Here is a 23,063-nt window from a genome sequence, read left to right on the forward strand (position 1 = left end):
TCTAATTCTTATTTATCTCTTTTTGAATTTCTTGCTTCAACAAAAATAAAGCTGTTTGATAGTCTTGTGGATCGATTAACTGTGATTGATTTAATTCACGCAATTCATCTTGCATTAATTGTAAATCAGCAATTCGATTACCCGTATAAATAATCGTGCCAAATTTCTTTAACAATTGCTGAATATCATAAATGGATATCATTTTATCACCCTCTATGCTCACTTACTATAAAAAAATTATAATAAGAAAACGTTCACATATTTTATTATAATCAAGAAGAAAAAGTCTCGTCAATTTTTATTTGTCTATACAAGCCCATTTATAACCATTGTTCCTTTTTCTGTAATAATTTTCTCTACATTTTTATCAAATGGCTCGACCGGAATATGTTTTACAATTTGAAAATCATAAGCTAATGATAGCGTTTTCCCTTTATAGTGCACGAGATAACGATCATAGTAGCCACCGCCATATCCAATCCGTTCTCCTCGCTGTGTATAAGCTACTCCTGGCACGATAAGAAGATCAATTTCACACGCATTTACTTCTTCCGTAAGCCCTGGAATCGGTTCACGTAAATTCATATATACTGTTTCTAATTGGTTAAAATCACTAATTCGTCGGAAAGACATCGTTCTTGCCCCTTTATTACACTTCGGAACAACAATTTTCTTTCCTTCTTCCCAAGCTTTTTCGATAATAGGATATGTATTCACTTCTTGCTCCATCGAGAGAGTGATTCCAATTGTTTTAGCTTCAACCCACTCTTTTTGTCCATACGCCGAAACGGCAATTTGTTCCGATAAAGTTGTATACTGTTCTTCAGATAAAGAATTCATGTGTTCTATTATTTGTTTGCGTAAACGTATTTTCTCTTCTTTCACACACTTCTCCCCCTTGCAGTGACACTTTACTCTACGAGGATAGTGTATCACTTTTACGTAGGAATCGCCTAAAAAAAAAAGAAACAGTAGGAAAATATTCCTACTGCTTACTTTGTTTCACGGTGTAACGTAGACTTCTTGTCACGCTTGCAATACTTTTTAAGCTCGATACGCTCAGCGTTGTTACGTTTATTTTTCTTTGAGATATAGTTACGATCTCCGCATTCTGTACATGCTAGAGTAATATTCACACGCATTCTTATTTCCCTCCAGTCACTAATAACTTAAATCAGACTATACTATAATACCACTTTTAAAATAAAAATTCTACACCTTTTGATATTGTCTAATTTTTTCTATAAGATTTTTCATGTTTTCCCTTGCTATCACTGGGTTTCTAGCATGTGAATACACCAAAAATTTTGGTTGTTTTGTATCAGAAACGATATAAGACCACTCTTTTTCTGTATATTTGAACTGTATCCCTTCAAATATACCTTCTTCTTTTATTTCCATATCGGCCAATAATTTCCTCATTACTTTCCCTTTTTCCTTCCATGAACATACAACTTCATCATAAAGTAGATACAGTGGAGGTGATTGCTCTGCTATGCTAAGTAATGTTTTTCCTTGCAACGCTATTAATTCAAATAATTTTCCAATTCGATATAAAATATCTCGCTTCCATCTTATTTGAAAAGAGTTTTTTTCATTATGCATATAAAAGAGGAGATAACATTCCCCTAATTTCAAAGACATCGGGTAAACATTATCTGCTGATTCGAGTAATAAATCCGGAATATCTACTTCTTCAAAATCAGTTCCTTGGTAAATATTGCTGTGAGTGTCATATAATTCGAAGCGATTTCCATGTTCAGAAAACATAAGCGCCATATTTGCTTTACTCGATTTCATCAGAGCTTTCACATGATCTTTTTGTTCACTCGCATAAATCCATGTAACTGTACATCCAAGCCTTTGTAGAAAGAGCATAAGTAAATATTGTAACATATCATTTCTCTTATTAATAAGGAGATGAAACTTCTGTTTTTGTATCGTTTCAATATCAATACGCTCTAACACAGCTTCTACATAATTATTTACAGAAACGTGAACTAGCTTATTTCGTCCCATTTCTTTCTCACAAGCGTAATAAAACGACTCAGACATATATACTTGTTCTATCGCTTTTTGCTGCTTATACGTTAAAAGCGAGCCCTCCTTACCATATAGTTGTATAACAATCCCTCTTTCGCTTTCCACTTGAACGAAAACTCCACCTGCACATTGCAAATTATGAATCGCATACTGAAAAAGCGACTCATTCATTTCTTTACATTCCATCGTATGAATCCCGCTGCCATGAATGGCATGGAGGAATAAATTTTTAAAGGAAGTTGTTTCTATATTTTCCTGACTTCCAATCAATATACTCTCTCCTTTGGCAAAAAGAGATCCATAAGCCATTGCAACTTTCACAATAAATTGAGGAGTAATTTCAACATTACCCCTTCCTACAATCCGGCTTTTTTGTAACCACCCTGCACTCTTTTCACTCTCTTTAACACCGGCAGAACCTACTATCGAATGACTATCTATCTCCTTATATGGCCATATTTTTCCTTTTTGCTTAATTACTGTACTTTTCCCTATATGACAATGGTCCGCTACAATACTTTTTTGAAAAAGTGTAACATCATCTTCGACCATTGTATGATCTCCTATTGTTGTTTCTAACAACTCACAATTTTTTCCTATATGAGCGTTTGCAAAAATGATGCTTTTTTGAAGATGAGAATAACTTGAAACGATACTATTTTTCCCGATAATAGAGTACGGTTCAATTACAGCCCCCGCACCAATCATTACTCCTTCTCCAATAAAAGAAGGACCATGAATTTTCGTTCCTTTTCCTATCGTTACACCTTCTCCCATCCACACCATTGGTAATACTTCTGTATATGGAATAGGCACCTTCAATTTTTTCGTCAACAAATCGAATTGAGCTTGCCGATATTGATCAAATGTACCAATATCTAGCCAATAGTCTTCTGATAAATATGCAAATAAAGCATTTTTATTAGCTAATAACGGAAACACATCATGACTGAAATCCGAAAATTCCATGGATGGTATGTAAGAAAAGATTTCTGGCTCCATTATATAAATACCTGTATTCACAATATTAGAAACTACCTCATTCCAGCTCGGTTTTTCTATATATCGTATAATTTCTTGTTCTTTATTCATTACAACTAACCCAAATGAGAGTGGGTTTTCTACTTCTTTCGCAAACATCGTTACCATTCTCTTCTTCTGTTCATGAAATGCAATTCCTTCTGATAATTGAAAGTCAGTTAATGCATCCCCACTAATAACAACAAATGTTTCATCTAAAAAACTTTCCGCTTGCTTAATGCTCCCTGCTGTTCCAAGCGGAGGAGAATCTTCAAAATAATACAAGTTAACTCCCCACTTACTACCATCACCAAAGTATTGCTTAATGGCAGTACTCATATATTGAACTGTAATCGCAATTTCACGAATACCATGCTGACGTAATAATTCAATATTATATTCAAGAACTGGTTTTTCTAACAATGGTAACATCGGTTTTGGAGTATTACATGTTAATGGTCTAAGACGTCTCCCTTTTCCTCCAGCTAAAATAACCCCCTTCATATACTTCAGCCTCCACTTATATAATGTTCAAGAACTCCGTATATCATTTATCCCACATTAACTGCAGGAAAAGTCCGTTTTGGTAAATCTAACAATCAGTGAGAGACAGCCCCACTAATTAAAGCCTCACTTTATGAATAAATGTACCTTTTAACTCCCGATAAAAAAAGAAAGCGCTTACCATTAACTTAGTAAAATAATTAATAAGACGTAATTAACACATATGTACTTATTTTCCCATTAATTATGATACATCTTATCATCATAGACTAAAGGAAACAACGAGCTTTTTTTGTCATGTTTTGACTAAAAAAAGCAGGTGATTTCTCATCACCTACTTTTCCCCCTACTCATTCAATAAATAATGCTTTCCTTTTACTAAATAAAATACATTCTCAGCAATATTTGTAACATGGTCTGCTACACGCTCAATATATCTTGCAACAAAGGATAGTTGTGTAATTTGTGTAATCGCTTCTGGTTGTCCAGGGACAGAGGAAATAAATTCACGAATCGCCTTCCCATAAATTTCATCAACTGAATCATCCATTTCAGCAATTTGTTTAGCAAAAGTTAAATTTTCTTGCTCATATGCTTCTAATGCTAAATTTAACATCTTATGAGCAATCTCAAACATTTCCTCAAGATTACGCAAGCTAACGACCACTTCTTTTTCACCAAGACGAATTGTTGATTTCGCAATATTAACAGCATGGTCTGCAATACGTTCTAAATCTGTCGCTGTTTTAATTGAAATGAAAATCCTTCTTAAATCACTTGCTACAGGCTGCTGCTTTGTAATAAGCATAAGCGCAAGGTCATTTATTTCCTCTTCTAAATTATCCATGCGATAATCCCCATCAATGACTTCTAACGCTTTCTCTATATCCCTGTTGTGAAGACCTTCCATAGCAATCAATAAAGCTTCCCTTGCTAACTCACCAAGCTCGATCACCTTTTGCTGTAACGTTTTTAAATCATATTGAAACTGTTCTCTTACCATCGTTTCTTCCCCCTCAATATTATGTGCCATTTTATATAAATCCCCTACCCAGCCTCTTGTATGTTTATTAAGCCTTGAGAAAAGAGAAATATTACTCCCCTATTAGAATGAGGTGAAAGTGAGAAATGCCCTCTGTTAAGAGAGCATTTACTCTTAGCCTTACAGCAATATCAACCAAATCGTCCTGTAATGTAGTCTTCTGTACGCTTATCTGTAGGTGTTGTAAATAACTTGTTCGTATCTGTATATTCCACAACTTCTCCACTTAAGAAGAAAGCGGTTTTATCTGAAATACGTGCTGCTTGTTGCATATTGTGCGTCACGATAACAATACTAAAATCTTTCTTTAATTCCTGAATTAGCTCTTCTACTTTTGATGTTGAAATTGGATCTAGCGCCGACGTTGGCTCATCCATTAAAATTACGTCTGGCTCAATCGCTAAGCAGCGTGCAATACATAGGCGCTGTTGCTGTCCACCAGATAAACCGTATGCATTATCGTGCAAACGATCTTTTAACTCATCCCAAATAGCTGCTCCGCGTAAACTGTTCTCAACGATTTCATCAAGTGTTTTTTTGTCACGAACACCATGTATTTTCGGGCCATATGCTACATTTTCATAAATAGATTTTGGGAATGGATTTGGCTTTTGGAACACCATTCCCACATGCGTACGCAATTCTTCAACCGGATATGACTTTTCGAATATGTTTCGTTCTCTATATTCGATAACGCCCGTAGTTCGAACGATAGGCACTAACTCTACCATACGATTTAGTGTTTTTAAGTACGTTGATTTACCACAACCACTTGGACCGATAATCGCTGTTACTTCATTCTCATGAATACTTAAGTTGATATCTTTTAAAGCGTGGTCTTCTCCGTACCATAAATTTAAATTTTTCGTATCAAATACCACTTTTTTTGGTGCTGTCTCAATCTTTTTCTCGTTTTTCACCTGTACATTTACTACTGTTGCTACCATTTGAATTCCCCTTTCATCCACTTCCAACTTATTTTCGATTTCGTAACCATAAGACAAATATATTTATAAAGAGCAGTAACCCTAGCAAAACAATCATCCCAGCTGCTGCTACATGCTGAAATTCTTCTTGTGGTCTACTCATCCAATTAAAAATTTGAATTGGTAAAACCGTAAATCTATCAAACATACTGAACGGAACATAATTTGCAAAGGCAAGAGCCCCAATGACTAATAATGGTGCTGCCTCACCAATTGCTCTCGATACCGCTAACGTACATCCCGTTACAATCCCTGGTAAAGCTACTGGCAATACAATGTGATACATCGTTTGCCACTTCGTAGCACCTAATCCGTAAGAAGCCTCTAGTAATGAGCTCGGCACAGTTCGAATCGCTTCTTGACTAGCTACAACAACAGTTGGTAAGACGAGTAAACTCATCGTCAGTGCCGCTGCAATTATGCTCTCTCCTAAATGGAGAGCGTATACGAAAATAGTTAACCCGAGTAAACCAAACACAACGGAAGGTACCCCTGCTAATGTTTGATTATTTAATTCAATTAACTTTTTAAAAATGGACTCCTTCGCATAATGCTCTAAATAAAGAGCTGTTCCGACTCCAAATATAAAAGAGACCGGTATAACAATGCTCATAAATAGTATTGTTCCTGACAAAGCAGCAACAATCCCAGCTTCTCTCGGATTACGTGAGGCGAAGTTTGTAAAGAAATCTATTGAAAGATAACTTATACCTTTTTCAAAAATTTGAAAAAGCAATATAAAAAGTATTACTACCGAAAACAAAATTGCTATATAAAACAAACACTTGTAAATCCGATCCTTTAAAAAACGCGATGCCATATTTTCTTGTATTTTTTTATGGTTTAACATTCGCATATTATGTCACCCTCCTAAAACGGCGCATAATATATTGCGAAATGATATTCATAATAAAAGTAAACATAAATAACGTTGCACCTACAGCATACATGCTGTAATAAGTAATCGTTCCGTGCGGAGCATCACCTAAACTCACTTGTACAATATAGGCTGTTAATGTTTGAATAGAATGAGTCGGATCTATCGATACATTAGGTGTTGATCCAGCTGCAATAACAACAATCATCGTTTCACCAATTGCTCGAGAAGCTGCTAATATAATCGCTGCCATTATGCCCGTAAAAGCCGATGGAAACACCACTTGTTTTACCATCTCAAAACGAGTCGCTCCTAGCGCTAATGAGGCTTCTTTAATTCCTTTTTCTACAGCTCTCATCGCATCTTCAGAGAGAGACGCAATCGTCGGGATCATCATGAACCCTATAACAATACCCGGACTAATAGCATTAAAAAACTGCAAATCTGGTATAACGCGTTGTAAAAGTGGCGTGACAACTGTTAACGCGAAAAAACCATATACAATTGTCGGGATGCCTGCTAGTAGCTCTAACAACGGTTTTAATATTTTCCGAGCGCCATTCGAAGCGTATTCGCTTAAAAACACGGCACAACCTAAACCAATAGGAATTGCTACGAACATGGCAATTGCTGTTACAAGGATTGTTCCACATATAAGTGGTAATATACCGAATTTCGGATCTTCAAAAAAAGGTAACCATTCTTTCTCTGTCAAAAAAGAATACAATGATATCTTTTGAAAAAACATGATTGTTTCATTTGCCAACGTAATAATAATTCCAAGTGTCGTTACAATGGACACGCTAGCAATGACTTTTAGTATTAACGGAACAATTCGATTGATTCGCTGCGTTTTTTTTCTTCTATTTGTATTTCTCCCAATCAAATGTTGTACAGAAAATGTAATTTGACTTTTGTCATTATGAGCCAAAGATGAAAACCCCTTTCCACCCTGACATTACCTTTTTATTTCTGTTAACATTCGCAGCTGTTCATTATATTTTTCTTTTGGTAATTTTACATATCCGACCTCTTCAGCAAGGCTTCCAACATGCTTAATCATAAACTCAACATAATTTGCTACATTAATTTTATTTCTGATAGATGCATGATTCACATACGTAAATAGCGGCCTAGATAATGGCTTATACGTACCCGATTGAATGGTCTCTTTCGTTGGAAATACACCATCCACCTGTATTGCTTTTACCTTATCTCGATTGGCCATATAATAAGCATATCCTACAAAAGCAATGGCATTTTTATCATTCATTACCCCTTGCATAATAACTTGATCGTCTTCAGACAAAGAAACCGTTTTTACAAGGCGATTATTTTGTAAGACAACATTTTGGAAATAATCATAAGTACCAGAGTCTACGCCTGGCGCATAAAATTCAACTTGTTCACGTGGCCATGATGAATGAATTTGTGACCATCGTTTCAATCTTCCATTTTCACTCCATAATAGACGTAACTCGTCTATCGTCATATTGTTTATCCACGTATTTTGACGATTCACAACAATCGTTAGACCATCATAAGCAACCTCAAATGGTGTAAATTGAATGGAGTTTTTCTGCATTGCATTTTCTTCTACCGGTTTCATCAATCTCGAAGCATTGTTTATATCTACTTCTCCTTTACTGAAACGATTAAATCCTCCTCCTGTCCCAGAAATACTAATAGAAATTTTCACGTTTGGATGGGCCTTTGTATATTCCTCTGCCACTGCCTCTATAATAGGAAAAACCGTTGAGGATCCATCAACTCTCACTTCTCCCATTTCATTTGTAGCGAATGCAGTAGACATATTAAAACAAAGGAAACATGTCGATAATGTCCAAACTTTAATCGATGCGCTCATCCATTTCACGTGTTCTTCCTCCTAGAAGTAACCGGAAATAACAGGATTACAGATATAAGAATACTGCTAAACTATTAATTCGGTTTTAATTGTTTGTAAAAGTTTTGTAAAGTTCCACAAAAACAACTGTATACACAAACTTAATTGTCAATTTTGTACTTTAGATGCAGAAAATTTTCTAATCATCCATAAAGTGAAACTTTAATCAGTGGGGGTTTTGTTCATCCCCCACTGATTATTAGCCCTCACCAATCGGGCAGCATGGCTCCCCCCTAACTTCTTTGCTCCAGCTGAATTTTGAGGTGGGAGTTTTACTGCCCTCAAATAGCGGGATAAAACTGCTATCACCTATCACACAAGACAAACTTAGAGCGTATGCACTCATCTTGTTATGTTCATCGTTTTTGAAACTACATGTTTTTTTCAACATTTTACGCTTGTCCACATTTACTAAACCATATGCATAAAGCATAAAAAAAAGCACACTATCTTTTCAGATAGTGTGCTTTTTTTACAACTTTTTTATTCATCATCTTGTGCATTACTTTTTTTCTCTTTTTCATCTTTTGGAGCTTCACCAGTTAATGCTTGTTTTTTCAAATCAAAGTAAGCGTCCATTATTTCACGACCAATATATCCATTAATCCCTGTTTTATCATCATGTACCCATGGCACAACAACAGAAAATGCTACTTCTGGATCTTCAAGTGGCGCATAACCTACTAATGTTAAGTTATATGTTTCTTTACGCTCACCTTTTGCATTTCTACCAATCTCTTTATCTCCGCCATATACAGTTTGAGCTGTACCTGTTTTCCCAGCTGCTTTATATGGTGCACCTGCAAAGTATTTTGTAGCTGTACCACCTGTATCGTTAAACACTTGTCTAAATCCTTCTTGAACACGTTTAATTTGTGATTCAGGCATATCAACACGATTTAATACTTTCGGTTCCATGGATTGAACAACTTTTCCAACTTCCTCGGGCTTCGCCGATGGCTGACGAATTTCCTTTACAACTTGAGGTTGCATACGATATCCACCATTTGCAATCGTCGAAATATATTGCGCTAATTGAAGCGGTGTATACGTATCATACTGTCCGATTGATAAATCTAATAAGAAACCTGGTATCTGATCTGTTCTACCTCTTTGTCCAGCCGTTTCATTCGGTAAATCAATGCCAGTTTTTACACCAAGTCCAAATTGACCGAAATAGTAACGCATAGTATCATATGATTTTTGTGGTATATCTAACGTACCGCCTCGCACATATGGAACCCCAGCGATATTCATCGCTGTTTTAAACATATAAACGTTTGAAGACATTTTTAACGCTGTCAGGTCATTAATGTATCCCATCGTTTTCCATGATGATTTTGTTTGTGTACCTTTTAATTTAATTGGTTCATCTAACTGTACAGATCCAGGTTGAATCGCGCCAGTTTGATATCCCGTAAGTACTGTCGCACCTTTTACAGTTGAACCCATCGGATAAGAACTCGTCATCGTTCCTAATGCAAAATCTTCTACTTTCGTTTCGCCGTCTTTATCCACTAATTGTTTCCCCGCCATAGATAAAACTTCACCATTTTTCGGGTTCATCATTACAACGAATGCACGGTCTAAAAGAGGTTCGCTCCCTTTAAATCTCATTAAGTTTTTCGTAAGAATTTCTTCTACGCGCTTTTGTAATTCCATATCGATTGTTAAATTCAGATCGTTACCTCGTTGTCCTTGTGACACATTAATAGTTTCTAAAATATTACCATCTTTATCTGTAACATTTCTAACTTCAGCTTTTGTGCCGTGTAAACTATCTTCGTACTGTTGCTCAAGGTAACTTTTTCCTACGCGATCATTACGATTATAATCACGAACAAGATAGTAATCTAATCTTTCTCTCGGCAGCCCTTCATCAGAAGAAGTTACACCACCAAGTACACTTCGGAACATATCGTCATACTTATATTTTCGCTCCCAGTCAACATTTGTATCTACACCTGGTAATTTCGCTAAATTTTCACTAATAATCGCGTATTCTTCCGGTGTTGCATTTTTTTTAACGATTTGCGGCGTCATTGCATATCCGCTTTCCATCTTACTTTTGATCGCCAATATTTCTAAATCTTTTGCTGACAGTTGATTAATCTCTTCTTCTGTTACACGATTTCGTTGACGTTCATCCAGTTCTTTATCGTCAATTTTATTTGTTTTAAGCTCTTCACGATCTTTTTTTGTGATTTTTGTTTCTGCTTCTTCTTTATGTAAAGCAAGCCAATAATCTTTTTTATCGCGATCTGTTAACTTATCTGTTGGGACTTCAATTAAATCTGCTAACTTTTTCGCCGTTTCTAAGCGATCTGCTGCAGTTGATCCCTTCATTTTTGTAAATGTAATTGTACGAATAGGCTCATTATCTACGACTGCTTCTCCATTACGATCAAATATTTTCCCGCGTGGTACAGGATTACTTATCGTTGAATTTTCTTTTTTCTCAACTTCATTTTTATATTCCTCGCCACGAACAATTTGTACGTATCCAAGCCTTACAATAACCGCGGAGAACATTAAAAACACGCAAAAAAACAACACGTTTAACCGAAAGGGAACGTGGGTTTTTGTCTTTGTCTGGTTCTTTTTCTGCTTCTTGCTCATACAAACCCCCTCTACCAACAGCTATGTAATGTGAAAGGGACACCTTCATACAGGTGCCCTCACTGCTGTCTTACATCTTTTTCTATTCTAGCATAAAACAAACGATAAGTTAACCTTCTGGTTCAGTTTGATTCTGCGTGGTTCCTTGCGCTACAACGCTGGTTTTGTTCACATTCCCCTCATCATATTTGACATTTTTAACTGCAAAATAAATAAGAAAATGTCCAGCTCCTAAAATACATAGTAAGAAAGGTAAACTTTTTTCAGGAGGAAAGAATATGACAGCACATAAAAAACTTAAAATGGAACAAATTCTTCCGGCATTTAACCATAATTCCCTGACAACTACATATTCTACACGCCATTCTCTCGCCTGTTTTGCTCTACCAATTACATCGTATGTCATGGATCCGTACGGAACGAGTAAAATGGGATATGCAACCGCAATACATGCTGCATAAATAAGTAATTTCGTATATGTAACATTGAAAATAACTAAAAATACGACCGCATATAAAATAATGCCACCAAGTAAAATTGCTTTTTTTCGCCATTCTTTCTTTAACAGACGAGTAACTAAATAATAGCATACAAATGATACTGCAGAATTCACTAAACTATACTTCCCTAGTGCTAACTCGCTACCAGATGCTAAATAGACGTATACCGAAATAACGAAAATAAACGTTCCCTCTCTCAAGCCTTGGAAGAAATGAGCACGCGTAATTCTTCCCCAGTTTTCATCAACTTGCCGCTCTTTCAATACTTGCACAATTTCATAGCGTCCTTCACATTCCCTCTTCGATAAAAAAAAGCTTAGAACGACTGCAACCGCAAATAGCATTAACGAGAGGAAGAAAACGACAGTATAACCGCTCCATTTTTCCATACGTGAAATTGTATATCCTGCAGCTATCGGTCCAATCATTCCAGAGAAAGATGTAAGAAGTCCGAGAAAACCGTTAAAAAAATCTCTTGTTTCTGGTTCTGTAATCTCAAATGTCAACAAGTTAAAAGCGAGCCAATAGAAACCATAACCAACTCCTAAAAGGGCTCCCATTAGTAAAATATAGTGAGATGCACTTTTTCCCGCTACTAAAACGACGATAAAAAAAACAGCTAACGTGCCTACACCGATTCGCAATAAAATCGAGCGATCAATACGTTTCGCTAATTTCCCGCCCACAAGAAATGTTAGAGGCTGCAATACAACGCTGGCCAAATTATACAAGCCCAGATTTACATAATTTTGTGTTTGCTTCCATAAATAAATGTTTACAAACGTATTCGATAAAGAAATTGCGAGCGTGTATAAACCTCCTATAACGAGCAATAATACTAAATCCCGATTCACTTCAACATCACCAATTACATGTTTCCACTTCATACACAACTCTCCTTTACTTCATGTTCTAGTCTTCCAAAGACAAGCTCAATTATGTAAAAGGAGAGCATAGAAAAAAGCTAGGAGAAAACTCCTAGCTTTTTTCTAGCTGTATTAACTTCAATTATTTTGCTTCTTGGTAAAGTTTTTCAGCAACGTTCCAATCTACAACGTTCCAGAATGCACCGATGTAGTCAGGACGACGATTTTGGTAATTTAAGTAGTAAGCATGCTCCCAAACATCTAAACCGATAACTGGAGTTTTACCTTCAGTTAGAGGAGAATCTTGGTTTGGAGTGCTTGTTACTTCTAACTCACCATTGTTTACTACTAACCAAGCCCAACCAGAACCGAAGCGAGTTGCGCCAGCTTTTGCGAATTCTGCTTTGAATGCATCGAAGCTACCGAATTTCGCTTCAATCGCAGTTGCAAGTTCGCCTACTGGTTGTCCCCCGCCGTTTGGAGATAGGATTGTCCAGAAGAATGTATGGTTAGCATGTCCGCCACCATTGTTACGTACTGCTGTACGGATTGCTTCAGGTACTTCGTTTAAGTTTGCAACTAATTCTTCAACGCTTTTGTCTGCTAATTCTGCATGACCTTCTAAAGCAGCGTTTAAGTTTGTAATATACGTGTTGTGATGTTTTGTATGATGGATGTTCATTGTTTCTTTATCAAAGTGAGGTTCTAAAGCATCATACGCATAAGGTAAATTTGGTAATTCGTGTTTTGCCATTGTTATATTCCTCCCGGTTTATGTATTGTCACTACATATGTGACCTACAACTTCATTCTACCCTAATTGCCATAGGGTGCAAACAAATAAATCGCTTTGTCTTGCTATCATTAAAGTAGCAAAATTCCCACTTCTTTTCAATTAAAATGCTCATATATTCCGAAAAAAAGCTTCCTTCTACAAGGAAGCTTCCTGCTGACATAATAAACATATGAAATGGATATGGACCCTGTAGGACTCGAACCTACGACCGGACGGTTATGAGCCGTCTGCTCTAACCAACTGAGCTAAGGGTCCACGATTATGTATGTACCATTAAAAACAACTACATTCCCATCGGATATATCGTTTGAAAAATGTAAGATAAATTTACCATATACAAAAGAAAAGTGTCAATTGTATTTTTCTCTACTAAAAGAAGTAAATTAATAAAAAGAAATTTAGTCCTTTCTACTATATGTAAATATAATATATCTTGAGCTTCTCTAGATTCGTACGTTACAATGATTTTACACATACATAAAGGAAGTGAATCTATGTCCATTTTTACACAGCTAGCAAAAAGCGTATATTCGCCTAAAGATATGGCGCTTTTCCGTTTTCAAAAAATCGGTAAAACCATTTTGTATATTATGCTTCTTTGCCTAATCACTACTATTCCAAGAACTTTCTTGTACGGTAGCGTTATTCAAGATGGTGTTAACATGGTAAATAAAGTAATCGAAAAAGATTTACCTGATTTTAAAATTGAAAATGGTGAGCTAACAGCTGATATTGATCAACCTATCGAAAAAGAAGATGGAAATGCCCTTTTCGTATTTGATCCAAATTCAACAGACTTAGAAAAATATCAAAATAAAACAGGTTTATTTGTTTTAAAAGATAAAGTAGTCTCCATGGGGAATGGTCAAACACAAACATACTCCTATAATGACTTATTAGGCGCATCTCTTGAGAAAAAGGATTTACAAGATTTCATTTCGTTATTTGACAGTATTTATCCAATCTTATTATTCGTTATTGGGTTCTTACTGTACTTGTTCCAATTATTTATTACCTTTGTAGGAGTTACATTGCTTGCCTTCATCGGTTCTGCGATGAGCGGTCAACGCAAATTATCTTATAAACAAGTTTGGACATTAACTGCTTACAGCTACACAATTCCAACAATCTTCTTTATGATTATGGATTTATTCAAAATAAACGTACCTGGCGCAACATTCATTTACATTGCAGTTGTTTTAATCGTTCTATACTTAACAATTAAAGAAGTTCCAAAACCGAAAGAAAAACAAGAACTATAAAAAAATGCCTAAATAGGCATTTTTTTTTTGGACAAGCATATATTCCTAGCAAAGGAGTGAAGGATATGAAGAGATTAGGTGTACTCTTATTGGTGCTTGTCCTCGGTTATATATTTTATTACGACATAAAAATCGGTACTTTACCGATGTTAAGTTCATACAAAAAAACCTCTGCTGCCCAAACGATAAAACAAGAAAATACAGATACAAAACAAAATAAAGAGAAAGAAGCAGAAAAAGAAACGGATACAGCTTATAAAGCAATCGAAGTAAAAACTGGCGATACAGTTCTTTCTATTACAGAAGCGATTAATAAGAAAAAAATTCCTTCTATTGAAAAAGTAATTGATGATTTTAAGCAATTAAATAAAAATACATCTGCTACAAAAATCCAAGTTGGAAAGTCTTATAAATTCCCGTTATATCAATAAGCAATCACTTAATCCTTGTCAATTACATAAAGGCGCTGATACAATAGTAAAAGTGAAACCGAGTACTTTGGTTTCCATAGCCCTTTCTCACACATACTATCATTGATGTAAGGGACTAAAATAAGAAACTTCTTTTATAAGGAGAGCGATCAATTCGTGAATGAAATGACTCAACGTACAAAAACACGTCCAGTTAAAGTCGGTAATTTAACAATTGGCGGTAACAATGAATTAATTATACAAAGTATGACGACAACAAAAACACATGATGTTGAGGCTACAGTTGCTGAAATTAAACGTTTAGAAGAAGCTGGCTGTCAAGTTGTTCGTGTTGCTGTTCCAGACGAACGCGCAGCAAATGCTATTGCTGATATTAAAAAACAAATCAACATTCCACTTGTTGCTGATATTCATTTTGATTATCGCCTTGCTTTAAAAGCAATCGAAGGCGGCATTGATAAAGTACGTATCAATCCAGGTAACATTGGACGTCGCCATAAAGTAGAAGCTGTTGTAAATGCAGCGAAAGAGCGTGGCATTCCAATCCGTATCGGTGTAAATGCCGGTTCATTAGAACGTCATATTTTAGAAAAGTATGGATATCCAACTGCTGATGGTATGGTCGAGAGCGCACTGCACCATATTAAAATTTTAGAGGACTTAGATTTCCACGATATTATCGTATCAATGAAAGCCTCTGATGTTAACTTAGCAATTGAAGCATACGAAAAAGCTGCTCGCGCTTTTGATTATCCATTACATTTAGGTATTACAGAATCAGGAACATTGTTTGCTGGAACTGTAAAAAGCGCCGCTGGTCTTGGAGCAATTTTAAGTAAAGGTATCGGAAATACACTTCGTATTTCTTTAAGTGCTGATCCAGTTGAAGAAGTAAAGGTTGCACGTGAACTATTAAAGTCATTCGGTCTTGCATCTAATGCCGCAACACTTATTTCTTGTCCAACTTGTGGTCGTATTGAAATCGACCTAATTAGCATTGCTAATGAAGTCGAAGAATACATCTCTACACTTAAAGTTCCAATTAAGGTTGCAGTACTCGGCTGCGCCGTAAACGGTCCTGGTGAAGCTCGTGAAGCTGACATCGGTATTGCTGGTGCACGCGGAGAAGGTTTATTATTCCGTAAAGGGCAAGTCGTTCGTAAAGTACCAGAAGAAACAATGGTAGAAGAACTGAAAAAAGAAATTGATGTAATCGCTGCTGAAATGGCTGCCGAACGAGAAAAAGAAAAAGAAAAACAAGAACAATAAAAAAAGGTTGCCCACAATTTTTGTGAGCAACCTTTTTTACATTTAAATTAAAAACTCGTCAGTTATATAACCGACGAGTTCTCTTATTTTGCACATTTTGGACAACGACCATATATTTCGAACTTATGTCCCGTTACCTCATAACCTTTAAAATCTTTATTCATAAAATCCATTGGGCAAGAAGTGATTTCTTTCGTACCACCACAATCTAAACAAATGAAATGATGATGATGTTCCATAATAGAGCACATAAAACGAAAATGTTTTTCACCATTTAATTCCGTTTGCTCTAAAACACCAATTTCAGCAAAAACCGTTAAGTTACGATAAATCGTATCGAAACTAAGTCCTGGATAATCATCCTTCATATGTTCTAAAACATCTTTTGCGGTTAAATAACGATTATGCGCCGCAAATAATCTTAGCATCTCTTCCCTTTTCCCCGTATGTTTATATCCTTTTTCCTTCATTAGGCGTAAAGCTTCTGTTAGATTCATACCTATCCCTACTTTATGCAGTTTTTTTCTTCTTCCATAAAATCGCACCGATTAAAATAAGAACCGCTATCATAACAATTGTACCACCTGGTGCTAGATCAAGTTGATACGAAGCAAACATTCCACCAATTACTGCAATTTCACCAAATAAAATGGAAAAGAAAATTGTTTGTTTAAATCCTTTTGCAATACGAATACTTGCTGCAACTGGTAACGTCATTAAAGATGATACGAGAAGAACACCTACAACACGCATTGATACCGCAATTACAAGAGCAACTAATATAATGAAAATAAAGTGAATCCACTTTGCACTCAAACCGGTTGATACAGCGTATTCCTCATCAAATGATAGTAAAAACAACTCTTTGTATAATAAAACAATCGTTATAATAACTACAATTGCTACTATACCAATAATAATTAAATCTGCACTTGTCACAGCACTTACACTACCAAATAAATAACTAAATAAATCCGTATTAAATCCATTAGCAAGTGAAATGAAGATAACTCCAATCCCCATCCCTGCTGAAAGTATAATCGGAATTGCTAACTCTTGATAATGTTTATATACAGTACGTAATTTTTCAATTAGCAATGCTCCACCGATTGAAAAAAACATTCCCATATATAAAGGGTTTAAAAACCCTCCAGTAAAGATTGTCTTTTCAAGTAATAAACTGGCTGCAATTCCTGATAACGTCACATGACTTAATGCATCCGCAATAAGCGACATGCGGCGAATTACAACGAACACGCCGATAAGTGGTCCGACAAGCCCAATTAAAACACCAGCGTATAAAGAATTACGTAAAAAATCATATTGTAAAAAATCCTGTATCATTATATCCTCCCGTGATGCCCATGTTCATGTTCTAAGCGATGAACATGATGCCCATATAAAATCGACATTTCTGCATCTTCTAACTCTCGGAATTTCTCTACATTCCCATGGAAATGTAGATGCTGATTTAAACATGCAACATGCGTCACCTTCTCTGTTACAGCACCCATATCGTGCGTAACAAGAATTAACGTGATCCCTAGCCTTTTGTTTAAATCCTCTAGTATCTCATAGAAGCTTTCCACATTTTTCACATCGATTCCAACAGTAGGTTCGTCCAAAATAAGCAATTCCGGATTACTTACAAGTGCACGAGCAATAAATACACGCTGTTGTTGTCCACCAGAAAGTTCTCCAATGTTGCGACCTTGAAACTCACTCATACCTACATCAGCAATCGCTTTTTCTACTTTCGCATTATCGTCTTTCGTAAAAAAGCGAAAAAGCCCCTTTTTCGAAACGAGCCCCATTGAAACAACTTCAAAAACAGTTGCTGGGAAACCTGAGTTAAAACTACTTGCCTTTTGGGATACATAACCAACTTTATTCCACTCTTTAAATTTCTTACTATCAATGCCAAACAATCTAATACTTCCTTGCTTTGGTTTTAAAACACCCAATAAACATTTAAGTAAAGTCGATTTCCCTGAACCATTTGGTCCAACTAAACCTAAAAAAGCTCCCTTCGGAACTTGCAAATTAATATCTTCTAACACGTTGCGATCTTCATATCGAAACGTTAATCCTTCTATTTCCAATATATTATTCATATCATCTCACCTATTTTAATTCAGAATGATTCCGATTTATCTCTATTTGAATTATAGTACAGCTTATTATAGTTGTAAACCAATCTGCCTAAAATATATTCTTTATTTCAAGAAACCTTATTATTATAACAAAAAGCAGAGAAGAATTCTCTGCTTTCAAAAGATATTACAATTAACTTTTTAGTGAATTGCTGATTTAAACTTACCACCATTTGTCTCTTGTGTATTCATAATCGTAACAAATGCGTTTTCATCAATTTCATGCACAATTGATTTTAACTTCGTCACTTCCAGACGTGTTACAACTGCATAAATAACTTCTTTTTCTTTATCTGTATAGCCACCTTTAGCAACAAGTTTTGTTGTTCCACGACCAAGGCGGTGTAAAATTGCATTTGATACTTCCTCATATTGATCCGATACGATTAAAACTGCTTTCGTTTCGTCTAATCCTTGAATTACCGTATCAATTGTTTTGAATGCGATATAGTACGTCATAACAGAATACATCGCTTGTTCAACACCAAAAACAAATGCTGCCCATGCAAAAATGAATAAGTTCACAAACATTACGAATTCACCAACAGAAAATGGTAATTTCTTTGTTAATAGAATTCCCATAATCTCCGTCCCGTCTAACGATCCACCATGACGAATAACAAGTCCTACACCAATCCCTAAAATAAGACCGCCGAAAACTGTTGCTAAAATCGGCTCTGTTGTAAATGGCGGGATAGCGTGCAACGTTGATTCAATAAATGCTAAAGCTACAATTCCAAATGCTGAAGATAACATGAATGTTTTTCCAATTTGCTTATATCCGGAGTACATAAAAGGAATGTTGAGGATAACAACTAAAGTAGAAAAACTTAACCACCAAATATTAGGAGTAAGATAATCTAATATAAGAGAAATACCAATAATTCCACCATCAATAATTTTATTTGGCATTAAAAATAGTTCAATCGCTACCGCCGCACACGCTGCCCCAAAGACAATCATAACTAAACGATATACAAGATGAATAACACTTTCTTTTCGATGTTGCTTTTTCTCCATAAGTCCTCCTTATACTCTTTATCTATAGTTTCGTTCTTATATTATAACATAAGCTTCTTTTCCCCATTGAAAAAATGCACCTTGATACGAATATGTACAAGCTATGCTTACATATATTTCGATAGAAGAACGTGTGAAGGAGGACAACACGATGAACCTCATTAAACAAATTGTGAACAAAAAATTAAATCATATTTCTACAAAAGAGTTATTGAAATATAGTAAAGAATATGAAGTTTCAATTACGACTGCGCAAGCTGATCAAATTGTTTTACTTATGAAGGGAAAAAATATTAACATTTACGACAATAACGAACGACTAGAGCTCTTAAAACAAATAGCAAAAGTAACCTCCCCTGCTACTGCCCAACAAGTAAATACTTTATTTCAACAACTACTAAAATAAGGAGGGGAAAATCCCCTCCTTATTGCGCTTTAATTTTTTCAAGAATTCCTTCATCAAAAGTACCATTTTTCAGCATTTCAATTTCTAATTTATATGGTGGCTTCTTATCTTTTTTATCTTCACCTACATACGGCGTTTCAAGAATTTTTGGTACGTGCGTAAGTTGTGGGTGATGCACAATGTGATGCAATGCCTTATAGCCAATATGACCAAAACCAATATTCTCATGACGGTCTTTTCCAGCTCCGCGTACATTTTTGCTATCGTTAATATGAAGTACTTGTAAACGATTTATCCCAACAATTTTATCAAATTCGTTTAACACACCGTCAAAATCATTTACAAGGTCATAACCTGCATCATGCGTATGACACGTATCAAAACATACAGATAGTTTTTCATTATATTTCACACCATCAATAATTTTCGCAATTTCTTCAAAACTACGACCGCATTCTGTTCCCTTTCCTGCCATCGTTTCTAGCGCAATATTAACCGTCTGTTCTGGCGTTATTACTTCATTAAGCCCTTTAATAATTTGTTGAATACCAGCATCTGCTCCTGCACCAACGTGAGCTCCTGGGTGAAGAACAATTTGTGTTGCTACCCCTAACGCTGCCGTTCTTTCAATTTCCATACGCAGAAAATCAACACCTAATTGGAACGTCTCAGGTTTCGTCGTATTCCCAACATTAATAATATACGGAGCATGGACGATAATTTCCTCAATACCGTTTAGTTCCATATGTTTTCTTCCTGCTTCTATATTCAATTCTTCAATTGGTTTTCTTCGTGTATTTTGTGGCGCACCTGTATAAATCATAAACGTTGTTGCACCGTATGAAACAGCCTCTTCACTTGCTGCTAATAACATCTTCTTACCACTCATTGAAACATGAGATCCTATCTTTAACATACAATCACCTCTTCAATATACAATAGATATAATGATAGCATAATTTGTAGAAATATGTAGCGAATTGTTTGTTCACACAAAAGGCACTACATAAATTAAACTGACTATTTAAACAGTCTGCACTCTATACTTAAATTAACCCAATAAAGTGAAGCTTTAGTCAACGTTTTTTCTACCCCTCACTAATTATTAGTCTGCATTAATCGACTTTCTCTCAAGTAGTGAGATAAAAAAAAATAAGGGAAATCCCTTATCTTTTTTTATTGCTATATTTTTTCTTCACTTTGTCACGTTCTGTTGCAAGTTTTCGTTTATAGTTTGGTTTTACTTTTTTCGGCTTTTTAACAACTTTTGTTGCCATAACATCTAGTCCATCATTTGGTTTTTTACGGCTCTTACGACGACGACGGTCACCTAAATCCGCCCATTCATCTCCGCGTAAATCTACATGCTTAAACTCGATATGACGTTGTTTTTCCAAACTATCTAACGCTTCTTCATTTGCTGGATCATAAATCGTTACCGCAATACCTGAATGACCCGCACGTGCAGTTCTTCCAACGCGGTGAACGAAGAAGTCTAAATCTGATGGAAGTTCATAGTTAATAACATGGCTAATTCCTTCAATATCAATACCGCGTGCCGCCAAATCTGTTGCGACAATGTATTGGAACTCTAAATCACGAACTTGTTTCATCATTTTTCTACGATCACGTGGTGATAAATCACCGTGTATACGTCCTACTTTTAACCCACGTTCTGCTAATCCATCGGCTACTTCGTCAGCCTTCTTCTTTGTGTTTGTAAAGACAATTGCTAAATATGGTTTAAATTGAAGTAGCATATTTTTCACTAATTCAGTTTTATTACGGTGTCTTGAAGGCACAAGGTAATGATCAATATTTCCTGCTGCAACTTGCTTCGGATTAATATGAATATGTTCTGGATTCTCCATATATTTCTTCAAAAATGGTTTTAATTTTTGAGGAATTGTTGCAGAGAAAACTAACATTTGCAGATTTTTAGGCATACGTGCCGCAATTTTATCTACATCTTGAATGAATCCCATATCAAGCATTAAGTCCGCTTCATCGACAATAATAGTATCCGCTTTATAAACAAATAGCGCCTTTTCTTCTACTAAGTCTTTAATACGTCCTGGCGTTCCAACTACAATATGAGGTTGTTTTTTCAACTTTTCAATTGATCGTTGTTTATCAGTTCCACCAATTAAACAGCGTGCTGTAATCATTTGATCTTCTGCACAGAACTTTGTTAGTTTCACAATTTCTTCGTAAATTTGTTGTGCTAACTCACGAGTAGGCGCTGTAATAACAAGTTGTACTTCTTCACGACTTGCATCAATTCTGTTTAATGTAGGAAGTAAGTATGCATGTGTTTTCCCAGAACCAGTTTGGGATTGTCCAATTATACTCACACCTTTTTTCACGACCGGGAAAATTTTCTTTTGAATTCCTGTTGGCTCTGTAAAGCGTAGTTCACGAACTGCATCTATTAAAAATGGTTTAAAATCATACTGTGTAAAAGTTTGTAGTGTCATAAGTTACACCTTCTTTCTAAAATTTCTACTGCGCACAAATCAGTCAAGTCTACATTATATCGAAATCTACAAGTAAAATCCATCTTTAGTTTAGGTTTTTATCTCAAAAACTAACCTTCTTTCCTTCCATTGCATATTGTATGTGTATATACCTAACTGAAGAAAGGAGGATTTCTCATATGTATCCGAAATCCCCAATAGGGCAAATGCATCCTAATCAAGGACATCATTCTTATACACCATACCCAATTCCACAACTACCACCGATGGCACAAAAAAAGAAAAGTTTTCTTTCTAAACTCTTTAAAAAACACGATCCTACGGAGCCTTTCATGCAAATGGTCCCTCCCTATCGGCAAACAGATGGGCCACCGATGATGTACCAGCAACCGCAATACCAACAGCAATACTCACAGCAATATCAACCGTATATGCAGCAACATCCTCAACAAATGATACCACCTCAAATGTATGAATCCAATGACACGCGCGGCGTCGCAACAACTGCAGCTGCGGCAACATCTAGCAGCGGCATCGGAAGCTTTCTTTCGAATCTAATTTCGAATCCAACTAATATGATAAATAATATCGAAAAAGTATCCCAAGTTGTTCAATCTGTAGGACCTGTCGTCGAGCAATACGGTCCAATTATGCGTAGTCTACCAAATATCGTCAAAATCCTCACCTCTGGAAAAAGCACGGAGGAAAAACAAATTGAAGACCAACCTAGAGAAGTTGAAGTAGCCACTCCAACTCCTCCACCAAAAAAGAGAAAAAGAAAAAAAATTGTGATTGAACCCATAATAGAAAAAGAATTACCAGAAGAGCCTGTTCAACAAATAGCAACAAAACCAAAACTATATGTGTAACAATCCTTTGTTTTCTA

The 23,063-nt window shown here is 35.8% G+C and carries 23 protein-coding genes and 1 tRNA gene; 5 read left to right on the plus strand and 19 right to left on the minus strand.

Annotation, left to right across the window (positions count from 1 at the left end; translation table 11 throughout):
• Position 1: 1 nt before the first annotated feature.
• The 13 genes from MHI07_RS20020 to MHI07_RS20080 form a co-directional block, all read right to left on the minus strand.
• Entirely contained in the window at positions 2-202 is a 201-nt protein-coding gene (locus MHI07_RS20020; RefSeq protein ID WP_002160470.1) for a YqgQ family protein, read from the minus strand.
• A 104-nt stretch (positions 203-306) separates the two neighbouring features.
• Positions 307-885: a 5-formyltetrahydrofolate cyclo-ligase gene (locus MHI07_RS20025; protein ID WP_078180597.1), complete on the minus strand. Its 579-nt coding sequence runs from the start codon at positions 883-885 to the stop codon at positions 307-309.
• 107 nt (positions 886-992) lie between these two features.
• Positions 993-1,142: a 50S ribosomal protein L33 gene (rpmG, locus tag MHI07_RS20030; protein WP_001265616.1), complete on the minus strand. Its 150-nt coding sequence runs from the start codon at positions 1,140-1,142 to the stop codon at positions 993-995.
• A gap of 70 nt (positions 1,143-1,212) precedes the next feature.
• On the minus strand, positions 1,213-3,567 hold the full coding sequence (locus MHI07_RS20035; protein ID WP_340825851.1) for a sugar phosphate nucleotidyltransferase: 2,355 nt from the start codon (positions 3,565-3,567) through the stop codon (positions 1,213-1,215).
• A 346-nt stretch (positions 3,568-3,913) separates the two neighbouring features.
• Positions 3,914-4,570: a phosphate signaling complex protein PhoU gene (phoU, locus tag MHI07_RS20040; RefSeq protein WP_033711012.1), complete on the minus strand. Its 657-nt coding sequence runs from the start codon at positions 4,568-4,570 to the stop codon at positions 3,914-3,916.
• A 170-nt stretch (positions 4,571-4,740) separates the two neighbouring features.
• Positions 4,741-5,556, minus strand: coding sequence for a phosphate ABC transporter ATP-binding protein (gene pstB / locus MHI07_RS20045; protein WP_002160466.1), 816 nt, complete (start codon positions 5,554-5,556; stop codon positions 4,741-4,743).
• 28 nt (positions 5,557-5,584) lie between these two features.
• Positions 5,585-6,451 carry a phosphate ABC transporter permease PstA gene (pstA, locus tag MHI07_RS20050; protein ID WP_002111858.1) on the minus strand — a complete coding sequence of 289 codons (867 nt, stop codon included), beginning with the start codon at positions 6,449-6,451 and terminating at the stop codon, positions 5,585-5,587.
• Between the two features lies 1 nt (position 6,452).
• The gene (gene pstC / locus MHI07_RS20055; RefSeq protein WP_215579676.1) at positions 6,453-7,403 is read right to left on the minus strand and encodes a phosphate ABC transporter permease subunit PstC; all 951 of its coding nucleotides are present in this window, start codon (positions 7,401-7,403) and stop codon (positions 6,453-6,455) included.
• A gap of 27 nt (positions 7,404-7,430) precedes the next feature.
• A complete protein-coding gene (locus tag MHI07_RS20060; protein WP_215579677.1) occupies positions 7,431-8,348 on the minus strand; it encodes a PstS family phosphate ABC transporter substrate-binding protein in 918 nt (305 codons plus the stop codon).
• A 513-nt stretch (positions 8,349-8,861) separates the two neighbouring features.
• On the minus strand, positions 8,862-10,997 hold the full coding sequence (locus MHI07_RS20065; RefSeq protein WP_215579678.1) for a peptidoglycan D,D-transpeptidase FtsI family protein: 2,136 nt from the start codon (positions 10,995-10,997) through the stop codon (positions 8,862-8,864).
• A gap of 109 nt (positions 10,998-11,106) precedes the next feature.
• Complete coding sequence (locus MHI07_RS20070) at positions 11,107-12,384, minus strand: MFS transporter (protein ID WP_002160462.1); 1,278 nt, start codon at positions 12,382-12,384, stop codon at positions 11,107-11,109.
• Positions 12,385-12,505: 121 nt separating this feature from the next.
• Complete coding sequence (gene sodA, locus MHI07_RS20075) at positions 12,506-13,117, minus strand: superoxide dismutase [Mn] (protein ID WP_001052029.1); 612 nt, start codon at positions 13,115-13,117, stop codon at positions 12,506-12,508.
• Positions 13,118-13,340: 223 nt separating this feature from the next.
• A tRNA-Ile gene (locus MHI07_RS20080) sits at positions 13,341-13,414 on the minus strand.
• Between the two features lie 239 nt (positions 13,415-13,653).
• On the opposite strand from MHI07_RS20080, the gene yqgB reads away from it, so the two are divergent.
• The 3 genes from yqgB (at position 13,654) to ispG (ending at position 16,121) form a co-directional block, all read left to right on the plus strand.
• Positions 13,654-14,421 carry a protein YqgB gene (gene yqgB / locus MHI07_RS20085; RefSeq protein WP_002034056.1) on the plus strand — a complete coding sequence of 256 codons (768 nt, stop codon included), beginning with the start codon at positions 13,654-13,656 and terminating at the stop codon, positions 14,419-14,421.
• A gap of 65 nt (positions 14,422-14,486) precedes the next feature.
• Positions 14,487-14,852, plus strand: a complete 366-nt coding sequence (locus tag MHI07_RS20090; RefSeq protein ID WP_215579679.1) for a hypothetical protein — start codon at positions 14,487-14,489, stop codon at positions 14,850-14,852.
• 165 nt (positions 14,853-15,017) lie between these two features.
• Positions 15,018-16,121: a flavodoxin-dependent (E)-4-hydroxy-3-methylbut-2-enyl-diphosphate synthase gene (gene ispG / locus MHI07_RS20095; protein WP_161793976.1), complete on the plus strand. Its 1,104-nt coding sequence runs from the start codon at positions 15,018-15,020 to the stop codon at positions 16,119-16,121.
• 83 nt (positions 16,122-16,204) lie between these two features.
• Here ispG and MHI07_RS20100 read toward each other — a convergent pair whose 3' ends face one another.
• The 4 genes from MHI07_RS20100 to MHI07_RS20115 form a co-directional block, all read right to left on the minus strand.
• Positions 16,205-16,618, minus strand: coding sequence for a Fur family transcriptional regulator (locus MHI07_RS20100; RefSeq protein WP_002067192.1), 414 nt, complete (start codon positions 16,616-16,618; stop codon positions 16,205-16,207).
• 13 nt (positions 16,619-16,631) lie between these two features.
• Entirely contained in the window at positions 16,632-17,465 is an 834-nt protein-coding gene (locus tag MHI07_RS20105) for a metal ABC transporter permease (RefSeq protein WP_002160460.1), read from the minus strand.
• On the minus strand, positions 17,465-18,235 hold the full coding sequence (locus MHI07_RS20110) for a metal ABC transporter ATP-binding protein (RefSeq protein ID WP_002111871.1): 771 nt from the start codon (positions 18,233-18,235) through the stop codon (positions 17,465-17,467). Before MHI07_RS20110 ends, MHI07_RS20105 begins: the two co-directional genes overlap by 1 nt.
• Positions 18,236-18,415: 180 nt before the next feature.
• On the minus strand, positions 18,416-19,294 hold the full coding sequence (locus MHI07_RS20115) for a YitT family protein (protein ID WP_002015168.1): 879 nt from the start codon (positions 19,292-19,294) through the stop codon (positions 18,416-18,418).
• Between the two features lie 151 nt (positions 19,295-19,445).
• On the opposite strand from MHI07_RS20115, the gene MHI07_RS20120 reads away from it, so the two are divergent.
• Entirely contained in the window at positions 19,446-19,700 is a 255-nt protein-coding gene (locus MHI07_RS20120) for a DUF2624 domain-containing protein (RefSeq protein ID WP_001048958.1), read from the plus strand.
• Between the two features lie 19 nt (positions 19,701-19,719).
• On the opposite strand, the gene MHI07_RS20125 is transcribed toward MHI07_RS20120, so the two are convergent.
• Together MHI07_RS20125 and MHI07_RS20130 are read right to left on the minus strand one after the other, a co-directional pair.
• A complete protein-coding gene (locus tag MHI07_RS20125; protein ID WP_002138366.1) occupies positions 19,720-20,616 on the minus strand; it encodes a deoxyribonuclease IV in 897 nt (298 codons plus the stop codon).
• A gap of 250 nt (positions 20,617-20,866) precedes the next feature.
• Positions 20,867-22,177 carry a DEAD/DEAH box helicase gene (locus MHI07_RS20130; RefSeq protein ID WP_002111874.1) on the minus strand — a complete coding sequence of 437 codons (1,311 nt, stop codon included), beginning with the start codon at positions 22,175-22,177 and terminating at the stop codon, positions 20,867-20,869.
• 179 nt (positions 22,178-22,356) lie between these two features.
• On the opposite strand from MHI07_RS20130, the gene MHI07_RS20135 reads away from it, so the two are divergent.
• The gene (locus MHI07_RS20135; RefSeq protein WP_215579680.1) at positions 22,357-23,046 is read left to right on the plus strand and encodes a YqfQ family protein; all 690 of its coding nucleotides are present in this window, start codon (positions 22,357-22,359) and stop codon (positions 23,044-23,046) included.
• Positions 23,047-23,063: the final 17 nt, after the last annotated feature.

It is taken from the genome of Bacillus sp. FSL H8-0545 (genome assembly GCF_038006105.1).
GTDB lineage: Bacteria > Bacillota > Bacilli > Bacillales > Bacillaceae_G > Bacillus_A > Bacillus_A cereus_U.

Excerpts from the sequence above, each read along its gene's own strand:
- sodA (WP_001052029.1), bottom strand. The coding sequence starts at position 13,117 with ATGGCAAAACACGAATTACCAAATTTACCTTATGCGTATGATGCTTTA.
- MHI07_RS20070 (WP_002160462.1), bottom strand. The coding sequence starts at position 12,384 with ATGAAGTGGAAACATGTAATTGGTGATGTTGAAGTGAATCGGGATTTA.
- rpmG (WP_001265616.1), bottom strand. The coding sequence starts at position 1,142 with ATGCGTGTGAATATTACTCTAGCATGTACAGAATGCGGAGATCGTAAC.
- MHI07_RS20105 (WP_002160460.1), bottom strand. The coding sequence starts at position 17,465 with ATGATACAGGATTTTTTACAATATGATTTTTTACGTAATTCTTTATAC.
- MHI07_RS20135 (WP_215579680.1), top strand. The coding sequence starts at position 22,357 with ATGTATCCGAAATCCCCAATAGGGCAAATGCATCCTAATCAAGGACAT.
- MHI07_RS20130 (WP_002111874.1), bottom strand. The coding sequence starts at position 22,177 with ATGACACTACAAACTTTTACACAGTATGATTTTAAACCATTTTTAATA.
- MHI07_RS20115 (WP_002015168.1), bottom strand. The coding sequence starts at position 19,294 with ATGGAGAAAAAGCAACATCGAAAAGAAAGTGTTATTCATCTTGTATAT.
- MHI07_RS20035 (WP_340825851.1), bottom strand. The coding sequence starts at position 3,567 with ATGAAGGGGGTTATTTTAGCTGGAGGAAAAGGGAGACGTCTTAGACCA.
- MHI07_RS20020 (WP_002160470.1), bottom strand. The coding sequence starts at position 202 with ATGATATCCATTTATGATATTCAGCAATTGTTAAAGAAATTTGGCACG.
- MHI07_RS20065 (WP_215579678.1), bottom strand. The coding sequence starts at position 10,997 with ATGAGCAAGAAGCAGAAAAAGAACCAGACAAAGACAAAAACCCACGTT.
- phoU (WP_033711012.1), bottom strand. The coding sequence starts at position 4,570 with ATGGTAAGAGAACAGTTTCAATATGATTTAAAAACGTTACAGCAAAAG.
- pstB (WP_002160466.1), bottom strand. The coding sequence starts at position 5,556 with ATGGTAGCAACAGTAGTAAATGTACAGGTGAAAAACGAGAAAAAGATT.
- ispG (WP_161793976.1), top strand. The coding sequence starts at position 15,018 with ATGACTCAACGTACAAAAACACGTCCAGTTAAAGTCGGTAATTTAACA.
- MHI07_RS20100 (WP_002067192.1), bottom strand. The coding sequence starts at position 16,618 with ATGAATCTAACAGAAGCTTTACGCCTAATGAAGGAAAAAGGATATAAA.
- MHI07_RS20125 (WP_002138366.1), bottom strand. The coding sequence starts at position 20,616 with ATGTTAAAGATAGGATCTCATGTTTCAATGAGTGGTAAGAAGATGTTA.
- yqgB (WP_002034056.1), top strand. The coding sequence starts at position 13,654 with ATGTCCATTTTTACACAGCTAGCAAAAAGCGTATATTCGCCTAAAGAT.
- MHI07_RS20110 (WP_002111871.1), bottom strand. The coding sequence starts at position 18,235 with ATGAATAATATATTGGAAATAGAAGGATTAACGTTTCGATATGAAGAT.
- MHI07_RS20120 (WP_001048958.1), top strand. The coding sequence starts at position 19,446 with ATGAACCTCATTAAACAAATTGTGAACAAAAAATTAAATCATATTTCT.
- pstA (WP_002111858.1), bottom strand. The coding sequence starts at position 6,451 with ATGCGAATGTTAAACCATAAAAAAATACAAGAAAATATGGCATCGCGT.
- MHI07_RS20090 (WP_215579679.1), top strand. The coding sequence starts at position 14,487 with ATGAAGAGATTAGGTGTACTCTTATTGGTGCTTGTCCTCGGTTATATA.